Here is a 20,237-nt window from a genome sequence, read left to right as displayed (position 1 = left end):
AGACGCGTGTCCCGGAAACTGCCCGAGGAACTGGTCCCGCTGCTGGCCAGGACCGGCCACCCGTGGCCGCAGGCCGACGAGGAGGCCCTGCGCAAGGCGGCCGCGCACTGGCGGGAGTTCGCCGCCGAGGCCGACCGGATCACCCGTCGCGGCGGGGAGTCCGCCCAGCGGGTCGCCGCCGACAACACCGGTCACGCGGTCGACGCCTTCACCGCCTACTGGCGGACGTACAGCGACGGCGGCAAGGGCCGGCTGGCGGACGCCCACACCGCCGTCGGGCTGGTCGCCACCGCCTTCGACGCCGCCGCCCAGGCCGTCGACGGCGGCAAGGCCGAGATCATCGCCACCCTGCAGAACCTGGCCGCCGAGCTCCAGCAGGCCCGGGAGCAGGCCGCCAAGGTCCAGCAGACCGCCGCCGTGGTCGCCCGGAACGCCGGACGGACCGGGCAGACCGGGGTGTTCGGCGGACTGGAGAAGTCCGTCGCCGGCCTCGCGGACGACGTGAAGAACGCCGCCGCCGGCCAGGTCGCCGCGGGCGTCGAGGCCGTCGCGGTGGAGACCGCCGCCCTGAAGATCGCCGGGCTGCTCACCGAACTCGGCCGCGGCATGAAGGACGCCCTGGCCACCGCGCTCAAGGACCCCGCCGCCGTCGCCCTGCTGCGGCTCGGCACCGCCGCCGCACCGGGCGTCACCACCGCCTCCTACCGCACCGGGGGCGGCTTCGACCCGCTCGCCGCCGGACTGCCCGCCGCCCTCGGCGAGCCCGGCGTGCTCGGGAAGGACGGCACCGGCCTGATCGTGCTCTCCGGGCGGGACGGCAAGCCCCTGGTCGGCGTGCCCGGCCTGAGCGTCAAGCTCGACGGGCACGGGCAGCCCGTCCTCGGCCCGGACGGCAAGCCGGTCATCCTGCGCTCCGACGGCACCCCGGTCGCCGACGCCGCCGGGCTGCTGGTGACGACCGGGCCGGACGGCAAGCCGGTGGTCGGGGTGGCCGACCTGGCCGTCCGGCTGGACGAGCACGGGCAGCCGGTGCTCACCGACCAGGCCGGCCGGGAGCTGCCCGGGCTGCCGCTCGCCGATCTGACCGACCCGCGCGACCCGCGCGATCCCCGCAACCCCACGGCACCGGGCGTGCTGCCGGTGGTGGACCCGGCCGCCGCGCCCGCCGTCCCGTCCGTGCTCTCCGGGGTCGATTCCGCCGCGGCTCCGGCCGTCGCGCCGGTAGCCGCTTCGGTGGCCGCTCCGATCGCCGCTCCGGTGGTCGACGGCGCCCCGGCCGCGGCGTCGGCGAGCCCCTCGTACCCCGGCTCGCACCGGGCCGTGGCCGCCGCCGACTGGTCGCCGCCCGCCCGGGACGACGGGCCGTCGGTCCGCGCGGCCGCCGGGCCCGGCCACCAGGGCGGCGGCCCGGTCGCGGCGAGCTGGTCGGACGGGGACTACCCGCTCCAGGCACCCACCCACGGCGGCGGGGGCGGCTACCCGCCGGTGACCGTACGGACCGACTCGGTCGGTGCGCCGCCCGCGCCCGCCGCTCCGCTCTCCACCCCGCTCTCCACCGGCGGCCCGGTCTACCACCCGGCGCCGGACGCGCCCCCGGTGGTCCGGCCGGTCGGAGTCGTCGGGGTGCCCGCGCAGTTCGGCACACCGGTGTACTCCGGCGGCTACCCGGTGACCGGCCCGATCGGCACCGTCGGGCCCGGCCCGCTCGCGGTCGGCGCCGGGTTCCCCGGGCACCCGGCGGCGCCCTTCGGCAGCGGCATCGGTACGGGCCCGCCCGGCGGCGCGGTGGGCGGTGCGCCCGTGACCGGCGGACCGGCGGCGGGTGCCCCGGTGGCCGGTGCTCCGGTGGCGGGTGCTCCGGTGGTCGGCGGGCCCCGCAGCCCGGTCGGCGCCGCGCCCCATCCGGGCACCGCCCCCGGCCCGGTCGGCACGCCGCCGGCCCCGGCTGAGCCGCCGATCGTCGGCACCACCCCGGTCATCGGCCGGCCCGAACCCCAGCACCCCGACGGCCGCCGCCGGGACACCGCCGCCGCCCTCGCCGACCCGACCCTCGTCTGGGGCGCCGTCCCGGTCGCCACCGCCCACGCGATGGCCCTCCAACTCGCCCTGCGCGCCCGCCGCGGCCCGCTCGCCGACGACCCGCAGACCCGGCCGCGCACCATCGCCGACAGCCGCCCGTACGGACCGCCCGGCGGGCTCGGCCCCGTCGACCCCGCGCACCAGGCCGAACTCGAACGCCGGGTGCCCTGCGACGAGGACGGCCTGCCCGTCCGCCACCCCGACCCGTCCGGCGGCTGGACCGAAGCCGTCAACGCCGGCGGCCCCCGCGAACCCGGCCGGGCCAACAACAGCCTGGAGATCGCCCTCTCCGCCGTCGACACCTACACCGGCCGCCCCACCTGCGCGGCCCCGCGCATCCCCACCGAGGGCGACGCCGGCGAACGCGGCGGCCGCGACCGCGCCGAACGCGAACTCGGCGCCCCCTTCCGCGACCTCGGCGACGGCGGCCAGGCCTTCACCCGCCTCGCCGCTGAACTCCGCCGGGCCGGCCACGGCGCCCAGGCCGTCCTGCTCACCCTCGACGCCTACGGCCGCCCGCACGCCTGGAACGCCGTCAACCACCGGGACGCCGTCACCTACCTCGACCACCAACTCGCCCGCCGCGGCCCCACCCCGCTCCACCCGGCCACCCAGGGCCTCTGGGCCATCGCCCTCACCCCGGACGGCCGGCCCCTGGACCTGGCAGCGGCGTGAGCCCGCCGGCAGAAAGCGCCAGACTGCACACATGACCGTCCTCATGGTCCGGGGCGTCCCGGACGACCAGATCCAGATCCTGAAGGTGCGCGCCGCCCGGGCCGGAAAGTCCCTCCAGGCCTACGTCCTCGATCTCATCGCGCGAGAGACGTCCAAGCCGACCATGGCCGAGATGGTCGCGCGCCTGGACCGGGAGGCCGCCGCCGGCATCAGCACGGAGGACGTGCCGACCGCGATCGACGAGGGACGGGCCGGGCGGTGAGCGAGACGGTCGGCCTCGTCCGGCGTCCCGAGGTGGCCGCTCACTCCTCGCCGAGCCGGCGCAGGACCGTGGACGCCGGGGCGCCGGGAGCGGTTCCGGTCCGGAGGGCGGCGTGGATGCGGTCGCCCTCCGGGTCGCGGTAGAGCCGGGCGCGCGGCCACCAGCGGCGCAGGACGCCACCGATCGTCTCGTCGTCGGCCTCGCCCATCTCGCGGTGGAACTCCGTCCGCTGGGCCGGGGGGAGCGCGGCGGCGACGGCGTCCTGGGTGCGGGCGATGGGCTGGTGGCCGTGCACGGGTGTAGCGCTCACCGTTCCTCCGGAGGATCTCGTCGGGCGGGACGGGTGCCAGTGTCCTCCTCCGACGGACGCGGCCGGCAGCCGGACGGAGCTGGGTGATGATGGGGGCCGGATCGATGACGGGGGTGGGCGGATGATCTCGCGGGCGCAGGCGGTGGAGGCGGGGCACCGGTGGATCAACGGGGATCTGCCGCAGGGGGCCGGGGCCGTGCGGCGGGTGTGTGCGCACGAGTTCGAGCTGGGGTGGGTGGTGTGGGCGGAGCCGCCGAGGCCGGAGGTGGATCCGCGGACGGGGGAGCGGCGGGCGCCCGTCGAGGTGGGGGCCGCGTGCGCGGTGGTGGACCGGGAGAGCGGGCGGTTCACGGTGTGGCCGTCCGTCCCGGTGGACGAAGTGGTCGGGCTCTACCGGGACTTCGTCGGCGCGGGCGGCTACGACCCGACCAGGCCGCCGGCCACCGGCCGGGGCGCCCGGGCCGAACTGACCTACCGGGACGGCGCCGACGGCACCCGCTCGCTGGCCCTGCGCTCGGCCGCCGGCCTGCCGCACCCGGCGCTGCGCGGCTGGTGGTGGCTGCGGGAACAGGGCGTCGCGGCCGAGGACGTGCTCGCGGTGCGGACCGACCTGCGGATGGCCGCGCTGCCCGGCGGCTACTGGTCGTACGCGCTGGCGGCCGAACTGCCGCACGCCCGGCTGGAGTCGGACCTGCCGTACGGGCCCCGCTTCGACCACCGGGCCGCCGCCGTACGGGAGTTGCCCGCCGAGCCGGACGGGCCGGGCCGCAACCGGGTGCCCTTCCCGCGGGCCGTGCCGCCGCTGCCGGAGGAGCCGGACGCCGCCCTGGCGGAGTGGCTGACCGGGCGCTTCGGCCCGGCGGGTGTGCAGCGCTTCGAGCCGGCCGACGTGGTGCGCGCGGAGCTGCCGGGGGACGCGGCCGCGCTGCTGCTGACGGTGGGCGTGCCGAAGGCGCTGGAAGGCTTCTTCGCGCTGCACCACCCGGGCGTCGAGGCGATCGCGGACGGCTCCCGGCCGGGCACCGTGCTGCCGCCGCTCGCCCCGCACCTCGCGGCGCTCGGCCGGGGCGCCAGGGCGGCCGAACGGGAGCGCTCGGCGCTCGCCGGCCAGTCGGTGCTGGGAACGGACGGCTGGGCGCTGATCACCCTGGACTCCCGCCAGGGAACCGTCCGGGCCGTCGACCCCGACCACGCGACCGCCCGCCACTGCAACGCCGACCTGCGCGCCTTCCTCCGCTGCCTGGAGCTGTTCGCCGGCTGGTGGCCCGCCCTGCACGGACTCGACCCGGCCGCGGCGGGCACCGCGGTGGACGCCCTGCAACGGGGGCTGGCCCGGCTGGACGGTACGGTCTACGGCGATCCGGAGAACTGGTGGGCCGTCATCGTGGAACAGTTGTGGGACGGCCTGCTCTGATCCGACCTCAGCCGGTGCGCCCGGCCGCCGACCACCGGCCACCGACCCCCGGACCGAGCAGGGCCGAGCCGGGCCGAGCAGGTCCGAACCGCCGCCACCGAGACCGCAGTTGGAGCACCAAGCCGTGACCGCCCCGCCCCGCGCCGCCCGGACGGCCGTCCTCGCCGCGCTCGCGGTCCTGGCCGCCGGGTGCGCCTCCGGCGGCCCCGCGCTGCAGGCCCGTTCCGCCGCCGAGCCGCCGGTGTGCGGCTCCCCGGTGGTGATCGGCCACCGCGGGGCGCCGTTCAACGCGCCGGAGAACACCATGGCCTCCTTCGAGACGGCCCTCGGCCAGGGCGCCGACTGGCTGGAGACGGACGTCCAGACCACCCGGGACGGCGTCCCGGTACTGATGCACGACCCGACGGTGGACCGCACCACCGACGGCAAGGGCGCCGTCGCCGACCTGACCGCCGCTCAGGTCGCCGCCCTGCGGGTGACCGTCGGCCCCGGGGCCGCCCAGCCCGTCCCGACCCTGGAGCAGCTGCTCGGGCGCCTCTCCGGCAGCGGCACCACGCTGCTGATGGAGATCAAGTGGCAGCGCCCCGAGGACGTCGCCCGGATCGCCCGGATCGCCGCCGACAGCCGGGCGCACGTCGTCCTCTACTCCTTCTCGGCCGACCACCTGCGCCAGGCCCACGCCGTGGCGCCCAGGCTGCCGGTGGTGCTGATCCAGAGCGGCGGGATCGCCGAGGACCCGAAGGACCTCAAACTGGACGGGATCGCCCTGGACGCGGGCCTGGCCACCGCCGCCCGGATCGCCGCCGAGCGCAAGGCCGGGCGCGAGGTCTACGTCTGGACGCTGGACGACGCGGACGCCTGGCAGCTGATGACCGCCCGGGACGCCGACGGTCTGATCACCGACACCCCGGGCCCGGCCCGCCGCTGGGTGGACGCCAACTGCCGTACCGAGCGCCGGGCCGGGCCGCGCGGCCACTGAGCGGTCGCCGGGAGGACAGGACCGGCCCCACCGATCGCACCCGGAACGGTCGCGAACGACCGGGACCAGCACTCATGCCGTCACAACCGATCACCTCCACAGCCGAATCGCGTAGCGTGGAGAGTTATGCGACTCGGTGTGCTCGACGTAGGTTCCAACACGGTCCACTTCCTCGTGGTGGACGCCCATCCGGGTGCCGCTCCGCTGGCCGCGTACTCGCACAAGGCCGAGCTGCGCCTGGCCGAGCTGCTGGACGAGTCCGGCGCGATAAGCGAGGCCGGCGTCCAGCGGCTGATCGGGCACATCGCCTCCTCGCTGCGGGTCGCCGAGGACAAGGGGGTGGTCGACATCCTGCCGTTCGCCACCTCCGCCGTCCGCGAGGCCGCCAACGGCGAGCAGGTGCTACGCCGGGTCGCCGCCGAGACCGGGATCGAACTGCGGGTGCTCTCCGGGCAGGACGAGGCCCGGCTCACCTTCCTGGCGGTCCGCCGCTGGTTCGGCTGGTCCTCCGGCCGACTGCTCAACCTGGACATCGGCGGCGGCTCGCTGGAGATCGCCTGCGGCCTGGACGAGCAGCCGGACGTCGCCTGCTCGCTGCCGCTGGGCGCCGGGCGGCTGACCGCCCGCTGGCTGCCGGGCGACGTCGCCGACCCGGACGGGCTGCGCGAGCTCAGACGGCACATCCGGGCCGAGATCGCCCACGTGGTCGGCGAGGTCTCCCGGCTCGGGCCGCCGCGGCACGCCGTCGCCACCTCCAAGACCTTCAAGCAGCTCGCCCGGATGACCGGCGCCGCCCCCGCCGACGCCGGCCCGTACGCCGACCGCCGGCTCACCCGCAGCGGGCTCTCCGCCTGGCTGCCGCGGCTGTCCACGATGACCGTCGCCGAGCGCGCGCAGATCCCCGGCGTCTCCGAGGGACGGGCCAAGCAGCTGCTGGCCGGGGCGCTGGTCGCCGACGCCGCGATGGACCTGTTCGGCCTGGAGGAGCTGGACGTCTGCCCGTGGGCGCTGCGCGAGGGCATCATCCTGCGCGAGCTGGACGCCATGGACAGCCCCGCCGACCACCGCCGGCCCGCGCTCACCCCGTAGGGCCCGGCGGGAGCGTGCCGGTGGTCACTCCGCCCGGCATCCGACCCCGTTCGCCGCGTGCTCCGCTTACGCTGTCTCCCGTGGTGCAACCAGCGGGCGAGGACGGAACGCAGGAGGGCCGCGCTCCCGGAGACGGGCAGCCGCGGCCGGAGAGCCCGCGCCGCCGGCTGGGCAAGACGAGCCTGAGCAAGACGGGCCTGGGCAAGGCGGGGCTCGGCAAGACGGGGCTCGGCAAGGCGGTCAAGGGCGCCACCGCCGCCCAGGCGGCCAAGGCCACCGAGGCCGTCAAGGCGGCCCAGCGCACCGCGAAGACGGCCGCGGCGAAGACGGCGGCAGCGAAGAAGACCGCAGCGAAGAAGACCGCGGCGAAGACGGCGAAGAAGACCGCCACCGCGAAGAACACCGTCGGCACCAAGAAGACCCCCGCCGCGAAGCCGGCCCCCGGCACCCGGCAGCAGCCGCCCAAGGAGACCCGCACCGCCCGGGCCGCCGGCGCCGCCAAGGCCGCCGTCCAGTCCGTCCGCTCGGTCAAGGCCGCCAAGCGGGACGCCGCCCGCCCGCCGCTGCTGCGCACCACCGACCGGCTGGTGCTGCCCCAGCACCCGACCCTGCACATCCCGGACACCAAGGTGGCGCTGTCCACCGCCTCGGTGTACCCGGCGAGCACCGCCGTCGCCTTCGAGCTGGCCGCGAAGCTCGGCTACGACGGGGTCGAGGTGATGGTCTGGAACGACCCGGTCAGCCAGGACCTGGAGGCCCTGCGCCGGCTCTCCGACGCCCACCAGCTGCCGATCCTGGCGGTGCACGCGCCCTGTCTGCTGATCACCCAGCGGGTGTGGAGCACCGATCCGTGGACCAAGCTGGTCCGGGCCCGGGCGGCGGCCGAGAAGCTCGGCGCGAGCGCCGTCGTCGTCCACCCGCCGTTCCGCTGGCAGCGGCAGTACGCCCGGGAGTTCGTCGAGGGCATCAACCGGATGGCGGGCGAGACCGACGTCCGGTTCGCCGTCGAGAACATGTACCCGTGGCGCTACCGCGACCGCGAGGTGCTGGCGTACGCCCCCGGCTGGGACGTCACCGACGAGGAGTACCGGCACTTCACCATCGACCTCTCGCACGTCGCCACCTCCCGGATCGACACCTTCGCCATGGTCGAGCGGATGGGCGACCGGCTCGCCCACGTCCACCTCGCCGACGGCAGCGGCTCCGGCAAGGACGAGCACCTGATCCCCGGCCGGGGCAAGCAGCCCTGCGCCGAACTCCTGGAGCACCTCGCCCGCACCGGCTTCGACGGCCATGTGGTGCTGGAGGTCAACACCCGGCGCTCCGCGTCCCCCGCCGAACGCGAGGCCGATCTGGCCGAGGCCCTCGCCTTCACCCGCTTGCACCTGGCGACTCCCTCGCGCGTACGCTGAGCCGTCGGGCCCGGCCGGGCGCGAACTTCCGTACGGAGGGGGAGACATGGCGCAGCGTCAGGAAAACCGGGAAATAGCCCTGAGCTTCGGCGCGGTCGCCGCCGAGTACGACCGGGGCCGCCCCGGCTACCCGGACGAGCTGTTCGACGCGCTGGAGCGGCTGTGGGGCCGGCGCCTCAAGGGCGCCAGAGTCCTGGACGTCGGCGCCGGCACCGGCATCGCGACCCGGCTGCTGGCCGCCCGGGGCGCCGAGGTCGTCGCGGTGGAGCCCAGCGGCGGCATGGCCGCCCAGTTCCTGGCCTCCTCGCCCACCCTGCCGCTGGTCCGCGGCACCGGCGACGACCTGCCCTTCCACGACGCCTGCGTCGACCTGATCGGCTACGCCCAGGCCTTCCACTGGACCCGCCCCGAGCTGTCCGTCCCGGAGGCGGTCCGGGTGCTGCGGCCCGGCGGCGCCCTCGCCACCTGGTGGAACGTGCAGGACGAGACCGTGCCCTGGGTCCGGGCCCGGGCCGAGCGGCTGGCCGCCGCCCTGCCCGACCGCTACCACGGCTACGGCGGGATCAGCGCCCACACCGGCCACTTCGCCCCGGCCGGCCTCGCGGTCGAGCGCACGGTGCTGCGCTGGGAGCGGCGGATCACCGTCGAGCACCTGCTCACCGACCTCACCTCCCGCTCCTACCTGGCCTCGCTCAGCCCCGAGGAGCGCGCACCGGTGCTGGCCGCCGAACGGGAGGCCACCCTCGCCGAGTTCCCGGACGGCGTGGTGATCGAGCCGTACACCCTGGACCTCACCGTGGCCGTCAAACCGAGCTGACGCACCGGGCCCGCCCGCAGCCCGCACCGGGCCCGCCCGCTGCCCGCATCGCGGACGCCCGGTCCGCCGGCCGGACGGCGGGCGTAGGCTCGGACACCACACGGCCCCCGCACCCTCCTCACCGGCGGGGCGCCGGCGAGAGCCCCGAAGGAGTGGAGCACAGTGCCCGAGCTGAGGTCCCGTACGGTCACCCACGGTCGCAACATGGCAGGCGCCCGGGCGCTTCTCCGGGCCGCCGGCGTAGCCCGCGAGGACTTCGGCAAGCCGATCATCGCGGTCGCCAACTCCTTCACCGAGTTCGTCCCCGGCCACACCCACCTCCAGCCGGTCGGCCGGATCGTCTCCGAGGCGATCAAGGAGGCGGGCGGCATCCCGCGCGAGTTCAACACCATCGCGGTGGACGACGGCATCGCGATGGGCCACGGCGGCATGCTCTACTCGCTGCCCTCGCGCGACCTGATCGCCGACTCGGTCGAGTACATGGTCAACGCGCACTGCGCCGACGCGCTGATCTGCATCTCCAACTGCGACAAGATCACCCCCGGCATGCTGATGGCCGCGCTGCGCCTCAACATCCCGACCGTCTTCGTCTCCGGCGGCCCGATGGAGGCCGGCAAGGCCACCCTGGTCGACGGCACCGTGCGCCGGCTGGACCTGATCGACGCGATGTCCCAGGCGGTCAACGAGAGCGTCTCCGACGAGGACATCGCGATCATCGAGGAGAACGCCTGCCCGACCTGCGGCTCCTGCTCCGGCATGTTCACCGCCAACTCGATGAACTGCCTCACCGAGGCGATCGGCCTCTCGCTGCCCGGCAACGGCTCGGTGCTCGCCACCCACACCGCCCGCCGCGCCCTGTACGAGAACGCCGGCCGGACCGTCGTCGAGATCACCAACCGCCACTATGGCCAGGACGACGCCTCGGTGCTGCCGCGCGCGATCGCCGGCCGCGCCGCCTTCGAGAACGCCATGGCCCTGGACATCGCCATGGGCGGCTCGACCAACACCATCCTCCACCTGCTCGCCGCCGCCCAGGAGGCCGAGCTGGACTTCGACATGCGGGCCATCGACGCCATCTCGCGCAAGGTGCCCTGCCTGGCCAAGGTCGCGCCCAACGGCTCGTACTACATGGAGGACGTGCACCGGGCCGGCGGCATCCCGGCCATCCTCGGCGAGCTGTACCGGGGCGGGCTGCTCAACGAGGACGTCAGCACCGTGCACACCGACTCGCTCGCCGAGTGGCTCAAGAACTGGGACGTGCGCGGCGGTTCGCCCTCCGCCGAGGCCGTCGAGCTGTGGCACGCCGCACCCGGCTGCAAGCGCTCCGCCGAGGCCTTCTCGCAGTCCGAGCGCTGGGAGTCACTGGACACCGACGCCGCCGGGGGCTGCATCCGCAGCGTCGAGCACGCCTACTCGGTCGAGGGCGGCCTCGCCGTGCTGTACGGCAACCTCGCCGAGGACGGCTGCATCGTGAAGACGGCCGGCGTGGACGAGTCGATCTGGACCTTCAGCGGCCCGGCGGTGGTCTGCGAGTCCCAGGAGGAGGCCGTCGAGGCGATCCTCGCCAAGCGGATCAAGGAGGGCGACGTCGTCGTCATCCGCTACGAGGGCCCCAAGGGCGGCCCGGGCATGCAGGAGATGCTCTACCCGACCTCCTTCCTCAAGGGCCGCGGCCTCGGCAAGGCCTGCGCGCTGATCACCGACGGCCGCTTCTCCGGCGGCACCTCGGGCCTGTCCATCGGCCACGCCTCCCCGGAGGCCGCCTCCGGCGGCACCATCGCGCTGGTCGAGGACGGCGACGTCATCGCCATCGACATCCCGGCCCGGACGATCTCCCTGGAGGTGTCGGCCGAGGTCCTCGCCGAGCGCCGCAGCGCGCTGGAGGCCGGGCACGGCTACCGGCCCAAGGACCGCGAGCGCCAGGTCAGCCAGGCGCTGCGGGCCTACGCGGCGATGGCCACCTCGGCCGACAAGGGCGCCGTCCGGGACGTCGGCAAGCTCGACTGAACCCCGCGTACGACCGGAGGAGCCGTCCCGCCGCCCGGGACGGCTCCTCCGTCGTATGTGCCGGTCGGGTGATAATCGACGGCGTGAGCGAGCAGCCCCCCACCCCCGCCCCCGCCCCCACGTCCACCGGCGCCCCCGAGCCGGAGCCGATCCGCTTCTTCGGCACCAGCTGGGTCGACCGGGACAACGGCTACTGGCTCCGCCGGGTCGGCGTCTCGGCGGGTGCCCTGGTCGCCACCGCCGCCGCCGTGCTGGTGCTGCGCTTCGGCGTCGAGGGCATCGCCCTCTCCGACAACGGCGGCTTCCTGAACGGCCTGCTGACCGCGGCCATCGCGGTCTGCTCGCTGATGGCCGTCCGACGCACCTGGAAGGTGCTCACCGAGGGCAAGGACCAGCTGACCGGCTGGATGGCCGAGGACAAGTCGCTCGGCGCGGTCTGGCTGATCGGCGGGGCCGGCAGCCTGGCCGCCTACTTCGCCCGCAGCCTGGTCGAGGCCCCCGGCGAGGCGGTCCGGCGGGACGCCCACCAGAAGGCCGTCGAGCAGCACCAGCGGCGCCGGGCCGGCCGCAGCGGCCGCCCCGGCGGGAAGCGCAAGCGCTGACCGTCACTCCCGGCTGAGCGTGTGGCAGCCGGAGACGCCGTCCAGGTCCTTGCTGTGGTCGTACGGGTCGGTGGTCGGTCCGGTCTGCTCCGGGCGGGGGCGGGAGAACTGGGCGAAGTGCGGGTGGAAGAACCCGTCGTACAGCGTGCAGGAGCTGTTGCCCGCGAGGCTGTTGGTCTTGCTGATGTTGATCTTCTGCGGGTCGTTCCGGTACTTGGCCGGGTCGTAGAACCGGAAGTCCGCCACCCGGCGGACGATGGTGCGAGTCGTCCAGGTGTCGCTCGCGACGTCCGCGGCCGTGGTGGCCGTCCAGCTCACGGGCTTCGCCGTGGACGTGCTCGACCGCGGAGCCCCGGTCGGCTCGGCCGCCTCGATCTTCGCGGCATCCGGGCCGGGGCGCAGCGCGTACACGAAGGTGTAGTCGGTGTGCACCAGGACCCCTCCTGCGCCGTCGCCGTCCAGCGTCGCCCAGCCCTGGACCTTGACCGAGTCGCCGACCGGGATCGCGTCCCGGGCGTCGAAACGGGAGAACCACCGGGTCGGACTGGTGTCGGCGGAGGGGGCGTCCAGGCTCTGGGTGGGCTTCTCCCGCGCTTTGGTGTCCATCAGCGCGAGTGCCTCGTCGGGCCGTCCACCGCTGGTCACCCGGGGGTCGAGGTTCGAGGCCACCAGGAAGTCCTTCACCAGCTTCAACTGGGCGGTGACCTGGTCCTCGTCGAAGACTCCGACGGCCTTCGCCGGGGGCATCTCGATGCCGGCCTCGCCGGACGGCCAGCTCTCGGCAGGCGAACCCGCCCAGGGGTGCGTGACCGTGGGCTGCTTCGGATCGGTGGACGGCGGGGCGGTGGTCGGCCTGGCCGTCTCCGGGGCCACGGTCGGCACCGGGAGGTGGGCGGCCGAGGAGCCGCCGTCGGTGTCCTTGTGCAGCAGGTTGCGCAGCGCGTCGACGTTCAGCGCGGCCAGCAGCACCGCGACCGTCAGCGCGATGAACAGCGGCGCGCGCCACTCGAATCCGCGCCGGCGCTCGGCCGGGCGCGGGTTGCCCCAGGGGTCGACCACCTGGAGCTTCGGCCTGCGGCCGAACCGGCGCTTGGCCGGCGCCGGGCCGTCGTTGACCGAGCGTCGGCCGCCCGGGTCGACCGGCGGGGTGTGCTTCCAGCGGGCGGACAGCATCCGGGTGCGTGCGGACTGCTCCTTGACGCTGGCGGCCCTGATGAACTGCTCGTCCAGGACGAGGTCGGCGAACGGGTCCTTCCCGCCCGCTCCGGACGGGTCTGACCCGCCCGGTTCGCGGCCCTCGGAGGGGCGCGGTTCCGGATCTTCGGCTATCGGCATCGCGCCAGTATGCCGACGGGGTGTGACGATTCGTCGATCGGGGGCACGCCTTGTGGTGAACCGGTGTGCGGCGCCGGGAGGTTCGCCACTGTTTGTCTGAAAATCGCCCCCCGGCTCAGCCCTTGCCGCGGGCCTGCTTCACCGAGCCGACCACTCCGGCGATCGCCAGCAGGATGCCGGCCGGCAGCAGGGAGACGAAGAAGGCGCCGAACAGCCCGGCGTCGCCGAGGAACAGCTGCGCGAGCATGTTGAGCACCAGCAGTCCGCCGGCCGCCGGGAGGGCGGACTTCCACGGGTGCGCCTCCGCCCAGCGGCGCAGTCGCCGGTCGGCGGTGTCGCGGCGCAGCTGGCCGCCGACGCTGCCGATCAGGAAGAAGAAGAACAGGCCCCAGCCGGCCGGCCCGGCCAGCATGCTCAGCGACCAGTTCCCGGAGATCGCCTCGATCCCCAGGGACGTCGCCCCCACCACCGCGCCGACTCCCGCGGCCGTCCGCCACGGGCCCACGGTCGCCGAGGCGACCGCGAGTTGCCGGTTCTCTCGTCGGGACATTCCGTCGTGTGCCATGGCTCCACGGTGCGCCCGCGCGGGCCGGGAGGCCATAGGGGAAACCCCCGAGTTTTCTCCCTAGGGGCGAGGGCGGGCACGACCTGTGCGCGGCGGGGGCGCGGGGGCCACGGGCCGGACGGGGGCCACGGGCCGGCCGGGGACCACGGGCCGGACGGGGACCACGGACCGGACGGTCCCGACGGGCGCCGCCGCCCGGTGCGAGGATGGCCGCAGTACCGAGGCAAGGAGCGGACCATGGGCAGCAGCGCAGCGCACGGACAGAAGATCGCCTTCCTGGGCACCGGCAAGATCGGCGAGGCCCTGCTCTCCGGTCTGCTGCGGGCCGGCACGGACCCGTCGGACGTCCTGGTGACCGCCCGCCGCCCCGAGCGCGCGGCCGAACTCGCCGACCGCTACGGGGTGGTGGCCGTCTCCAACGCCGAGGCCGCGAAGCTGGCCGACACCCTGATCCTCGCGGTCAAGCCGCAGGACATGGGCAGCCTGCTGGAGGAACTCGCCCCGCACATCAGCCCGGACCGGCTGGTGATCTCGGCGGCGGCCGGCGTCCCCACCGCCTGGTTCGAGGAGCGGCTGGCGGCGGGCACCCCGGTGGTCCGGGTGATGCCCAACACGCCGGTGCTGGTGGACGAGGGGATGAGCGTCATCTCCGGCGGCTCGCACGCGCGGGAGGAGCACCTGGCGCGCGCCGAGGAGATCTTCAGCTCGGTCGGCAAGGCGCTGCGGCTGCCGGAGTCCCAGCAGGACGCGGCCACCGCGCTGTCCGGCTCCGGCCCGGCCTACTTCTACTTCCTGGTCGAGGCGATGACGGACGCCGGCATCCTGCTCGGCCTGCCCCGGCAGGTGGCGCACGACCTGATCGTGCAGTCCGCGATCGGCGCCTCGGTGATGCTGCGCGACTCCGGCGAGCACCCGGTGAAGCTGCGCGAGGCGGTCACCTCCCCGGCCGGCACCACCATCGCGGCCATCCGCGAGTTGGAGAACCACGGGGTGCGGGCAGCGCTGCTGGGCGCCCTGGAGGCGGCCCGGGACCGCTCCCGGGAGCTGGCCTCCGGCGGGAAGTAGCCCGCGGGCACCGGCCGCGGAAGTCCCTGCGCGACCCCTCCCGCAAAGGCGGCGCACCGCCTACGCTCTCGGCCAACATCGTTCTACCGGCCGGTAGCGGAGCCCGTACGGGGCTCGCGCGGGCCCGTGCGTGGAGGTCCGTATGAGTGCCGCACCGCCCGTGCCCGCCCCGGCCGCGACACCGCCCGGCCTGCGCGCCGGGCGGGCCGCGCTCGCCGTCAGCTTCCTGCTCCAGGGCATCACCTTCGCGCTGCTGGTGACCTGCATCCCGGAGATCCAGCACCGGTACGGGCTGAGCGACGGCCTGCTGCCGGTCTTCCTGGCCGCGGTGCCGATCCTGGCCGGGGTCGGTTCGATCCTCTCCGAGCAGCTGGTGAAGCGCACCGGCGCCCGGGCCGTGCTGCGGGTCGTCCAGCCGGCCGTCTGCCTCAGCCTGGCGGGCGCCGGCCTGGGCGACTCGCTGTGGCAACTCGCTCTCGCACTGGGCTGGTTCGGGCTGCTGGTGGGGGCGCTGGACGCCAGTATGAACATGCTCGGGGTGGGCCTCCAGCACCGCTACGGCCGCTCGATCATGATCGGCTTCCATGCCGCGTTCAGCCTCGGCGGCATCCTCGGCGCGGCGATCGCTGGCCTCGGCTCGCACTACGACCTGGGCCTGCCAGTGCTGTTCGGCACCGCCGCGGCGGTGATCGCGCCGCTCGCGGTGCTGACCGGCACCCGGTTCGCCGGCCCGGCCGAACTCGGCGACGCCGTACGGGAGGCGGCGGCGGCCGCCGCCCGGTCCATCCCCTGGCGCCCGCTGCTGCCGCTGTGCCTGGCGATGGCCTTCGCCTACATCGCGGACGCCTCGGTCTCCAACTACAGCGTCAAGTACCTCACCGACGGCCTGGGCAGCCGGGAGGACCTCGCCAAGCTGTCCTACCTCGGCTACATGGTCGCGATGCTGCTCGGCCGGGCCCTGGGGGACCGCGCGGTGCAGCGCTTCGGCGCCGTCCCGGTGGTGCGCGGCGGCGCCGCGCTGGCCGCGCTCGGCTTCGGGCTGGCCGCGGTGGCGCCCGCGCCCTGGGCCGGCATCGCCTCGTTCACCGTGCTGGGCTTCGGCATCTGCGCGATCATCCCGCAGGTGTTCGCGGCCGGCGGCCGGCTCTTCCCGGCCGACTCGGACGCCGCCGTGGCCCGGCTCAACCTCTTCAACTACGTGGGTTTCCTGGTCGGTTCGCCGCTGGTCGGGGCGATCGCGGACGGCGCTTCGTACCGCTGGGCGCTGCTCGCCCCGATGCTGCTGGTGCTCGCCGTGCTGCCGCTGGCCGAGCGCTTCGCCCCGGCCCCGGTGGCGGCCCCCGCCGCCGCGTGACGGCGGGGGTTCGGTGAGGCCCGACGCCCCCACCCACTACGGTGGAGGCCATGCCCGAAGCCGAGCGTGACACCCCCTGCGGCCTGCACCTCTTCTGGGACGAGGCCGTCACCGCCTACGACTTCGGCCCCGGCCACCCGATGGACCCGACCCGGCTGGCGCTCACCATGCGCCTGGTCGAGGACCTCGGACTGGCCGCCGGGCCCGGGGTGACCGTCCGGTCCGCGCCGCCCGCCGGCGACTCCACCCTGCGGCTGGTGCACACCGGGGAGTACGTCGAGGCGGTCAAGCACGCCGCCGCGCACCCCGAGCAGACCGACCCCCGGCACGGGCTCGGCACCGACGACAACTGGGCCTTCCCGGCCGTCCACTCGGCCTCCGCGCTGATCGCCGGCCAGTCGGTCGCCGCCGCCGAGGCGGTCTGGCGCGGCGAGACCCCGCACGCCGTCAACTTCGCCGGCGGGCTGCACCACGCGATGCCCGGCAAGGCCTCCGGCTTCTGCATCTACAACGACCCGGCCCTGGCCATCGCCCGGCTGCTCGAACTCGGCGCCGAGCGGGTCGCCTACGTCGACGTGGACGTCCACCACGGCGACGGCGTCCAGGAGGCCTTCTGGAACGACCCCCGGGTACTGACCGTCTCGCTGCACGAGCACCCGGCCACGCTCTTCCCGCAGACCGGCTGGTCCACCGAGACCGGCGGCCCGGACGCCCCCGGCTCCGCCGCCAACCTGCCGCTGCCGGCCGGCACCGGCGACAGCGGCTGGCTGCGCGCCTTCCACGCCCTGGTGCCCGAACTGCTCACCGCCTTCCGGCCGCAGGTCCTGGTCACCCAGCACGGCGCGGACACCCACCTGGAGGACCCGCTCGCCCACCTCGCCGTCACCGTGGACGCCCAGCGGCTGATCGCCGAGGAGCTGCACGAGCTGGCCCACCGGCTCACCGGCGGCCGCTGGGTGGCCACCGGCGGGGGCGGCTACGCCGTGGTGGACGTCGTCCCGCGGACCTGGACCCACCTGGTCGCCACCGCCGCCGGCCGGCCCGTCGACCCGGCCACCGAGACCCCCGACAGCTGGCGCGCCGAGGTCCACCGCCGCACCCGCCGCCCGGCCCCGCTGCGGATGACCGACGGCGCCCGACCGGCCTGGCGCGACTTCGACGCGGGTTACGATCCGGCGGACCGACTCGATCAGGCCATCCTCGCCAGCCGCCGCGCGGTGTTCCCGCACCACGGTCTGCTGGCCTGAAACCGCCGCCCCGGCCGCGCGCCGGGCGGGCCGTGCGTACGCCCACCGGTGCCATCCGGGGGGTGACTACGTACTGCAACGGTCCTATCTCTCACCGTACGAGGACTGCACCTCCCCTCTTCCCACTGGTACCACCCATAACTACTCTGGGGATACACGTGTGCCGGTGGAGTCACCGGAGGGGAAGCCGGTGCCTTGCACACGGGTAAGGGTCGGGTGATGGTCATGAGTTCCGTCGAGCGCCCCCTGCAGGAAGTCGTCTTCCTGACCGTGGCCGAGGTCGCCGCGGTCATGCGGGTGTCCAAGATGACGGTGTACCGGTTGGTGCACAGCGGAGAGCTGCCGGCCATCCGGGTCGGACGGTCCTTCCGGGTGCCCCAGCAGGCGGTGCACGAGTACCTCAAGGAGTCCTACGTGCGGCTGGAGAGCGCGTAGCCGACGGGCGGACGGGGGCGGGCCACAGCCGTGGATCCGCCCCCGTTCGCCCCGGATTTCCCATGAGTTTCCCGGTCACGGGGAGCGCGATTTACAGCCCCGGCCACACGGACGGTAGGCTAGGCCCTCACGTCAGTCGTATGGACTCCGTCTCTCACGGACGAGAGTCTCAGTGAGCGAGGGTTGTTCCGTGGGCTCTGTCATCAAGAAGCGTCGCAAGCGTATGGCCAAGAAGAAGCACCGCAAGCTTCTCAAGCGCACTCGCGTTCAGCGTCGCAACAAGAAGTAAGCGCCCCCGGCCGCGCCCAGCGCGCCCAGCGCTTTCGCCGCCCGTCCTGGTCCTCGTGGCCAGGGCGGGCGGTGTCGTTTCACGGCCCCCCGGGGCGGCGCGGTACGGTGCACGAGGGCCGCTCGGGCCGAGGGAATGGGGTGCAGCACCGTGGGCGTGGTCGTGCTCGTCACCGGCGTGGCACGCCATCTCGGCGCCCGCTTCGCCGCCGAGGTCCGCCGCCGGCCGGGGGTGGACCGGGTCGTCGGCGTGGACGTGCAGCCGCCCCGGCTGCCGGTCGAGGAGCCGGCCGGACCGGTCGCGCCGTACACCTTCCACCAGCTCGACCTGCGTCGGCCCGCGGTCTCCCGGGTGATCGCCGAGCACCGGGTGGACACCGTGGTGCACCTGAGCGTCAGCGCCACCGGACTGGGCTCCACCAACCGCTCCGCGGTCAAGGAGTCCAACGTCATCGGCACCATGCAGCTGCTCGGCGCCTGTCAGAAGGCGCCCGGGGTGCGCCGGCTGGTCGTGAAGTCGACCACAGGCGTCTACGGCTCCGCGCCCCGCGACCCGGCGGTGTTCAGCGAGCGGATCCAGCCGAAGGACCCGCCCGGCGGCGGCTTCGCCAAGGACGCGGCCGAGGTCGAGGGCTACGTCCGCGGCTTCGCCCGGCGCCGCCCGGATGTCGCGGTGACGGTGTTGCGCTTCGCCAACATCGTCGGCCCCGGCGCCGACACCCCGCTCAGCGAGTACTTCGCCCTGCCGGTGCTGCCGACCGTGCTCGGCTACGACCCCCGGCTGCAGTTCGTCCACGAGGACGACGCCGTCGAGGTGCTCTGCCGGGCCGCCGACGCGCCCGTACCGGGCACCGTCAACACCGGCACCCTCAACGTGGCGGGCGAGGGCGTGCTGCTGCTCTCCCAGTGCGCCCGCCGGCTCGGCCGGCCCACCCTGCCGCTGCTGCTGCCCGCGGTCAGCTGGATGGCCGTGCTGGCCCGGCAGACCCGCTTGGTGGACGTTTCCCCGGAACAGCTGCGGCTGCTCACCCACGGCCGGGTGGTGGACACCACCCGGCTGCGGGAGACCTTCGGCTACCGCCCGGCGTTCAGCACCCCGGAGGCGTTCGCCGACTTCGCCGCCGCCCTGGGCCCCGGCCTGCTGCCGCCCGAGCGGCTGGCCGCCGTCACCGACCGGCTGACCGCCCTGCTCGGCCCCGAAGGGGCCGGCGACGCCGTACCGACCCACCGCCCGAGGAGCTGAACCCGCGATGAGTGCCGCTGCCGAGAACACGCCGGGCGAGGCCAAGGTCATCCCGATCGAGTCCGCCCCCAGCTACACCTCGCCCGAGGGCCCCGGCTTGGCCGAGCGGCTCGCCGGGGCCGTCGGCGGGGCGCTGTCCGGGCAGCTCGGCCCGGCGGCCACCCGGCTGTTCGGCAAGGGCTGGGAGGGCCGGGCCACCGAGGGGCTGGCCTTCCTGCGCCGCCGGATCACCGGCGACTACGAGGTCGACGAGTTCGGCTTCGACCGGGAGCTGACCGAGGAGGTGCTGCTCTCGCTGCTGCGCCCGCTGGCCGAGAAGTACTTCCGGATCGACGTCCAGGGAATCGAGAACATCCCGGCCGAGGGCGGCGCGCTGATCGTCGCCAACCACTCCGGCACCATCCCGCTGGACGCCCTGATGACCCAGGTGGCCATCCACGACCACCACCCGCACCACCGGCACCTGCGGATGCTCGCCGCCGACCTGGTCTTCGTGCTGCCGGGCATCAACGAACTGGCCCGCAAGGCCGGCCACACCCTGGCCTGCAACGAGGACGCCCAGGCGCTGCTGGAGCGCGGCGAGGTGGTCGGGGTCTGGCCGGAGGGCTTCAAGGGCATCGGCAAGCCGTTCTCGGAGCGCTACAAGCTCCAGCGCTTCGGCCGTGGCGGCTTCGTCTCCTCGGCGCTGCGGGCGCGGGTGCCGATCGTGCCGTGCTCGATCGTCGGGGCGGAGGAGACCTACCCGATGATCGGCAACGTCAGGACGCTGGCCCGGCTGCTCGGACTGCCGTACGTGCCGGTCACGCCGACCTTCCCGTGGCTGGGGCCGCTCGGGGTGCTGCCGCTGCCGACCAAGTGGACGATCCGCTTCGGCGAGCCGATCGCCACCGACGGCTATCCGGCGGAGGCGGCGGACGACCCGATGCTGGTCTTCGACCTGGCCGACGAGGTGCGGGAGACCATCCAGCACACCCTGTACCAGCTGCTGGTGCAGCGGCGCTCGGTGTTCTTCTGACCCGTCCCGGCCCCTCCGGACCCCGCTGAGCCCCAGTCGGCCCG

General features: G+C 74.9%; 19 protein-coding genes. 16 read left to right on the top strand and 3 right to left on the bottom strand.

Going from position 1 to position 20,237, the window contains the following annotated elements; all coding sequences use genetic code 11:
• The first annotated feature begins 6 nt into the window (after positions 1-6).
• Positions 7-2,754 (top strand): toxin glutamine deamidase domain-containing protein, encoded by a 2,748-nt coding sequence (locus tag ACZ47G_RS01775; RefSeq protein WP_465739459.1) that lies wholly within the window; start codon positions 7-9, stop codon positions 2,752-2,754.
• A 31-nt stretch (positions 2,755-2,785) separates the two neighbouring features.
• Positions 2,786-3,016: a FitA-like ribbon-helix-helix domain-containing protein gene (locus ACZ47G_RS01770; protein ID WP_465739458.1), complete on the top strand. Its 231-nt coding sequence runs from the start codon at positions 2,786-2,788 to the stop codon at positions 3,014-3,016.
• Positions 3,017-3,056: 40 nt separating this feature from the next.
• Here ACZ47G_RS01770 and ACZ47G_RS01765 read toward each other — a convergent pair whose 3' ends face one another.
• Entirely contained in the window at positions 3,057-3,326 is a 270-nt protein-coding gene (locus ACZ47G_RS01765; protein WP_465739457.1) for a DUF6247 family protein, read from the bottom strand.
• Between the two features lie 121 nt (positions 3,327-3,447).
• On the opposite strand from ACZ47G_RS01765, the gene ACZ47G_RS01760 reads away from it, so the two are divergent.
• The 7 genes from ACZ47G_RS01760 to ACZ47G_RS01730 all read left to right on the top strand — a co-directional run bounded on the left by ACZ47G_RS01760 (position 3,448) and on the right by ACZ47G_RS01730 (position 11,646).
• Positions 3,448-4,740 (top strand): SUKH-4 family immunity protein, encoded by a 1,293-nt coding sequence (locus ACZ47G_RS01760; protein WP_465739455.1) that lies wholly within the window; start codon positions 3,448-3,450, stop codon positions 4,738-4,740.
• Between the two features lie 124 nt (positions 4,741-4,864).
• A complete protein-coding gene (locus ACZ47G_RS01755; protein ID WP_465739454.1) occupies positions 4,865-5,719 on the top strand; it encodes a glycerophosphodiester phosphodiesterase in 855 nt (284 codons plus the stop codon).
• A gap of 126 nt (positions 5,720-5,845) precedes the next feature.
• On the top strand, positions 5,846-6,808 hold the full coding sequence (locus tag ACZ47G_RS01750) for a Ppx/GppA family phosphatase (RefSeq protein WP_465739453.1): 963 nt from the start codon (positions 5,846-5,848) through the stop codon (positions 6,806-6,808).
• A 608-nt stretch (positions 6,809-7,416) separates the two neighbouring features.
• Entirely contained in the window at positions 7,417-8,220 is an 804-nt protein-coding gene (locus ACZ47G_RS01745) for a sugar phosphate isomerase/epimerase family protein (RefSeq protein WP_465740016.1), read from the top strand.
• 46 nt (positions 8,221-8,266) lie between these two features.
• On the top strand, positions 8,267-9,037 hold the full coding sequence (locus tag ACZ47G_RS01740) for a class I SAM-dependent methyltransferase (RefSeq protein WP_465739452.1): 771 nt from the start codon (positions 8,267-8,269) through the stop codon (positions 9,035-9,037).
• A gap of 162 nt (positions 9,038-9,199) precedes the next feature.
• The gene (ilvD, locus tag ACZ47G_RS01735; RefSeq protein WP_465739451.1) at positions 9,200-11,044 is read left to right on the top strand and encodes a dihydroxy-acid dehydratase; all 1,845 of its coding nucleotides are present in this window, start codon (positions 9,200-9,202) and stop codon (positions 11,042-11,044) included.
• An 83-nt stretch (positions 11,045-11,127) separates the two neighbouring features.
• Positions 11,128-11,646: an EamA/RhaT family transporter gene (locus ACZ47G_RS01730; protein ID WP_465739450.1), complete on the top strand. Its 519-nt coding sequence runs from the start codon at positions 11,128-11,130 to the stop codon at positions 11,644-11,646.
• Between the two features lie 3 nt (positions 11,647-11,649).
• On the opposite strand, the gene ACZ47G_RS01725 is transcribed toward ACZ47G_RS01730, so the two are convergent.
• Together ACZ47G_RS01725 and ACZ47G_RS01720 are read right to left on the bottom strand one after the other, a co-directional pair.
• Positions 11,650-12,981, bottom strand: a complete 1,332-nt coding sequence (locus tag ACZ47G_RS01725; RefSeq protein WP_465739449.1) for an SCO2583/SCO2584 N-terminal domain-containing protein — start codon at positions 12,979-12,981, stop codon at positions 11,650-11,652.
• A 115-nt stretch (positions 12,982-13,096) separates the two neighbouring features.
• On the bottom strand, positions 13,097-13,546 hold the full coding sequence (locus tag ACZ47G_RS01720; RefSeq protein ID WP_465739448.1) for a hypothetical protein: 450 nt from the start codon (positions 13,544-13,546) through the stop codon (positions 13,097-13,099).
• 237 nt (positions 13,547-13,783) lie between these two features.
• Between ACZ47G_RS01720 and proC the strand changes: the two genes are divergently transcribed.
• The 7 genes from proC to ACZ47G_RS01685 all read left to right on the top strand — a co-directional run bounded on the left by proC (position 13,784) and on the right by ACZ47G_RS01685 (position 20,193).
• A complete protein-coding gene (gene proC, locus ACZ47G_RS01715; RefSeq protein WP_465739447.1) occupies positions 13,784-14,611 on the top strand; it encodes a pyrroline-5-carboxylate reductase in 828 nt (275 codons plus the stop codon).
• A gap of 142 nt (positions 14,612-14,753) precedes the next feature.
• Positions 14,754-15,965 carry an MFS transporter gene (locus tag ACZ47G_RS01710; RefSeq protein WP_465739446.1) on the top strand — a complete coding sequence of 404 codons (1,212 nt, stop codon included), beginning with the start codon at positions 14,754-14,756 and terminating at the stop codon, positions 15,963-15,965.
• 50 nt (positions 15,966-16,015) lie between these two features.
• Complete coding sequence (locus tag ACZ47G_RS01705) at positions 16,016-17,212, top strand: acetoin utilization protein AcuC (protein WP_465739445.1); 1,197 nt, start codon at positions 16,016-16,018, stop codon at positions 17,210-17,212.
• Between the two features lie 225 nt (positions 17,213-17,437).
• Positions 17,438-17,647: a helix-turn-helix domain-containing protein gene (locus ACZ47G_RS01700; RefSeq protein WP_045699258.1), complete on the top strand. Its 210-nt coding sequence runs from the start codon at positions 17,438-17,440 to the stop codon at positions 17,645-17,647.
• A gap of 172 nt (positions 17,648-17,819) precedes the next feature.
• A complete protein-coding gene (locus ACZ47G_RS01695) occupies positions 17,820-17,936 on the top strand; it encodes a 30S ribosomal protein bS22 (protein ID WP_425311139.1) in 117 nt (38 codons plus the stop codon).
• A 150-nt stretch (positions 17,937-18,086) separates the two neighbouring features.
• The gene (locus ACZ47G_RS01690) at positions 18,087-19,178 is read left to right on the top strand and encodes an NAD-dependent epimerase/dehydratase family protein (RefSeq protein WP_465739444.1); all 1,092 of its coding nucleotides are present in this window, start codon (positions 18,087-18,089) and stop codon (positions 19,176-19,178) included.
• A 7-nt stretch (positions 19,179-19,185) separates the two neighbouring features.
• A complete protein-coding gene (locus ACZ47G_RS01685; protein WP_465739443.1) occupies positions 19,186-20,193 on the top strand; it encodes a lysophospholipid acyltransferase family protein in 1,008 nt (335 codons plus the stop codon).
• The last annotated feature ends 44 nt before the right edge of the window (positions 20,194-20,237 follow it).

The sequence above is a fragment of the Kitasatospora sp. NPDC030952 genome (assembly GCF_055571335.1).
This window is presented reverse-complemented; position numbering and strand designations above follow the sequence as displayed.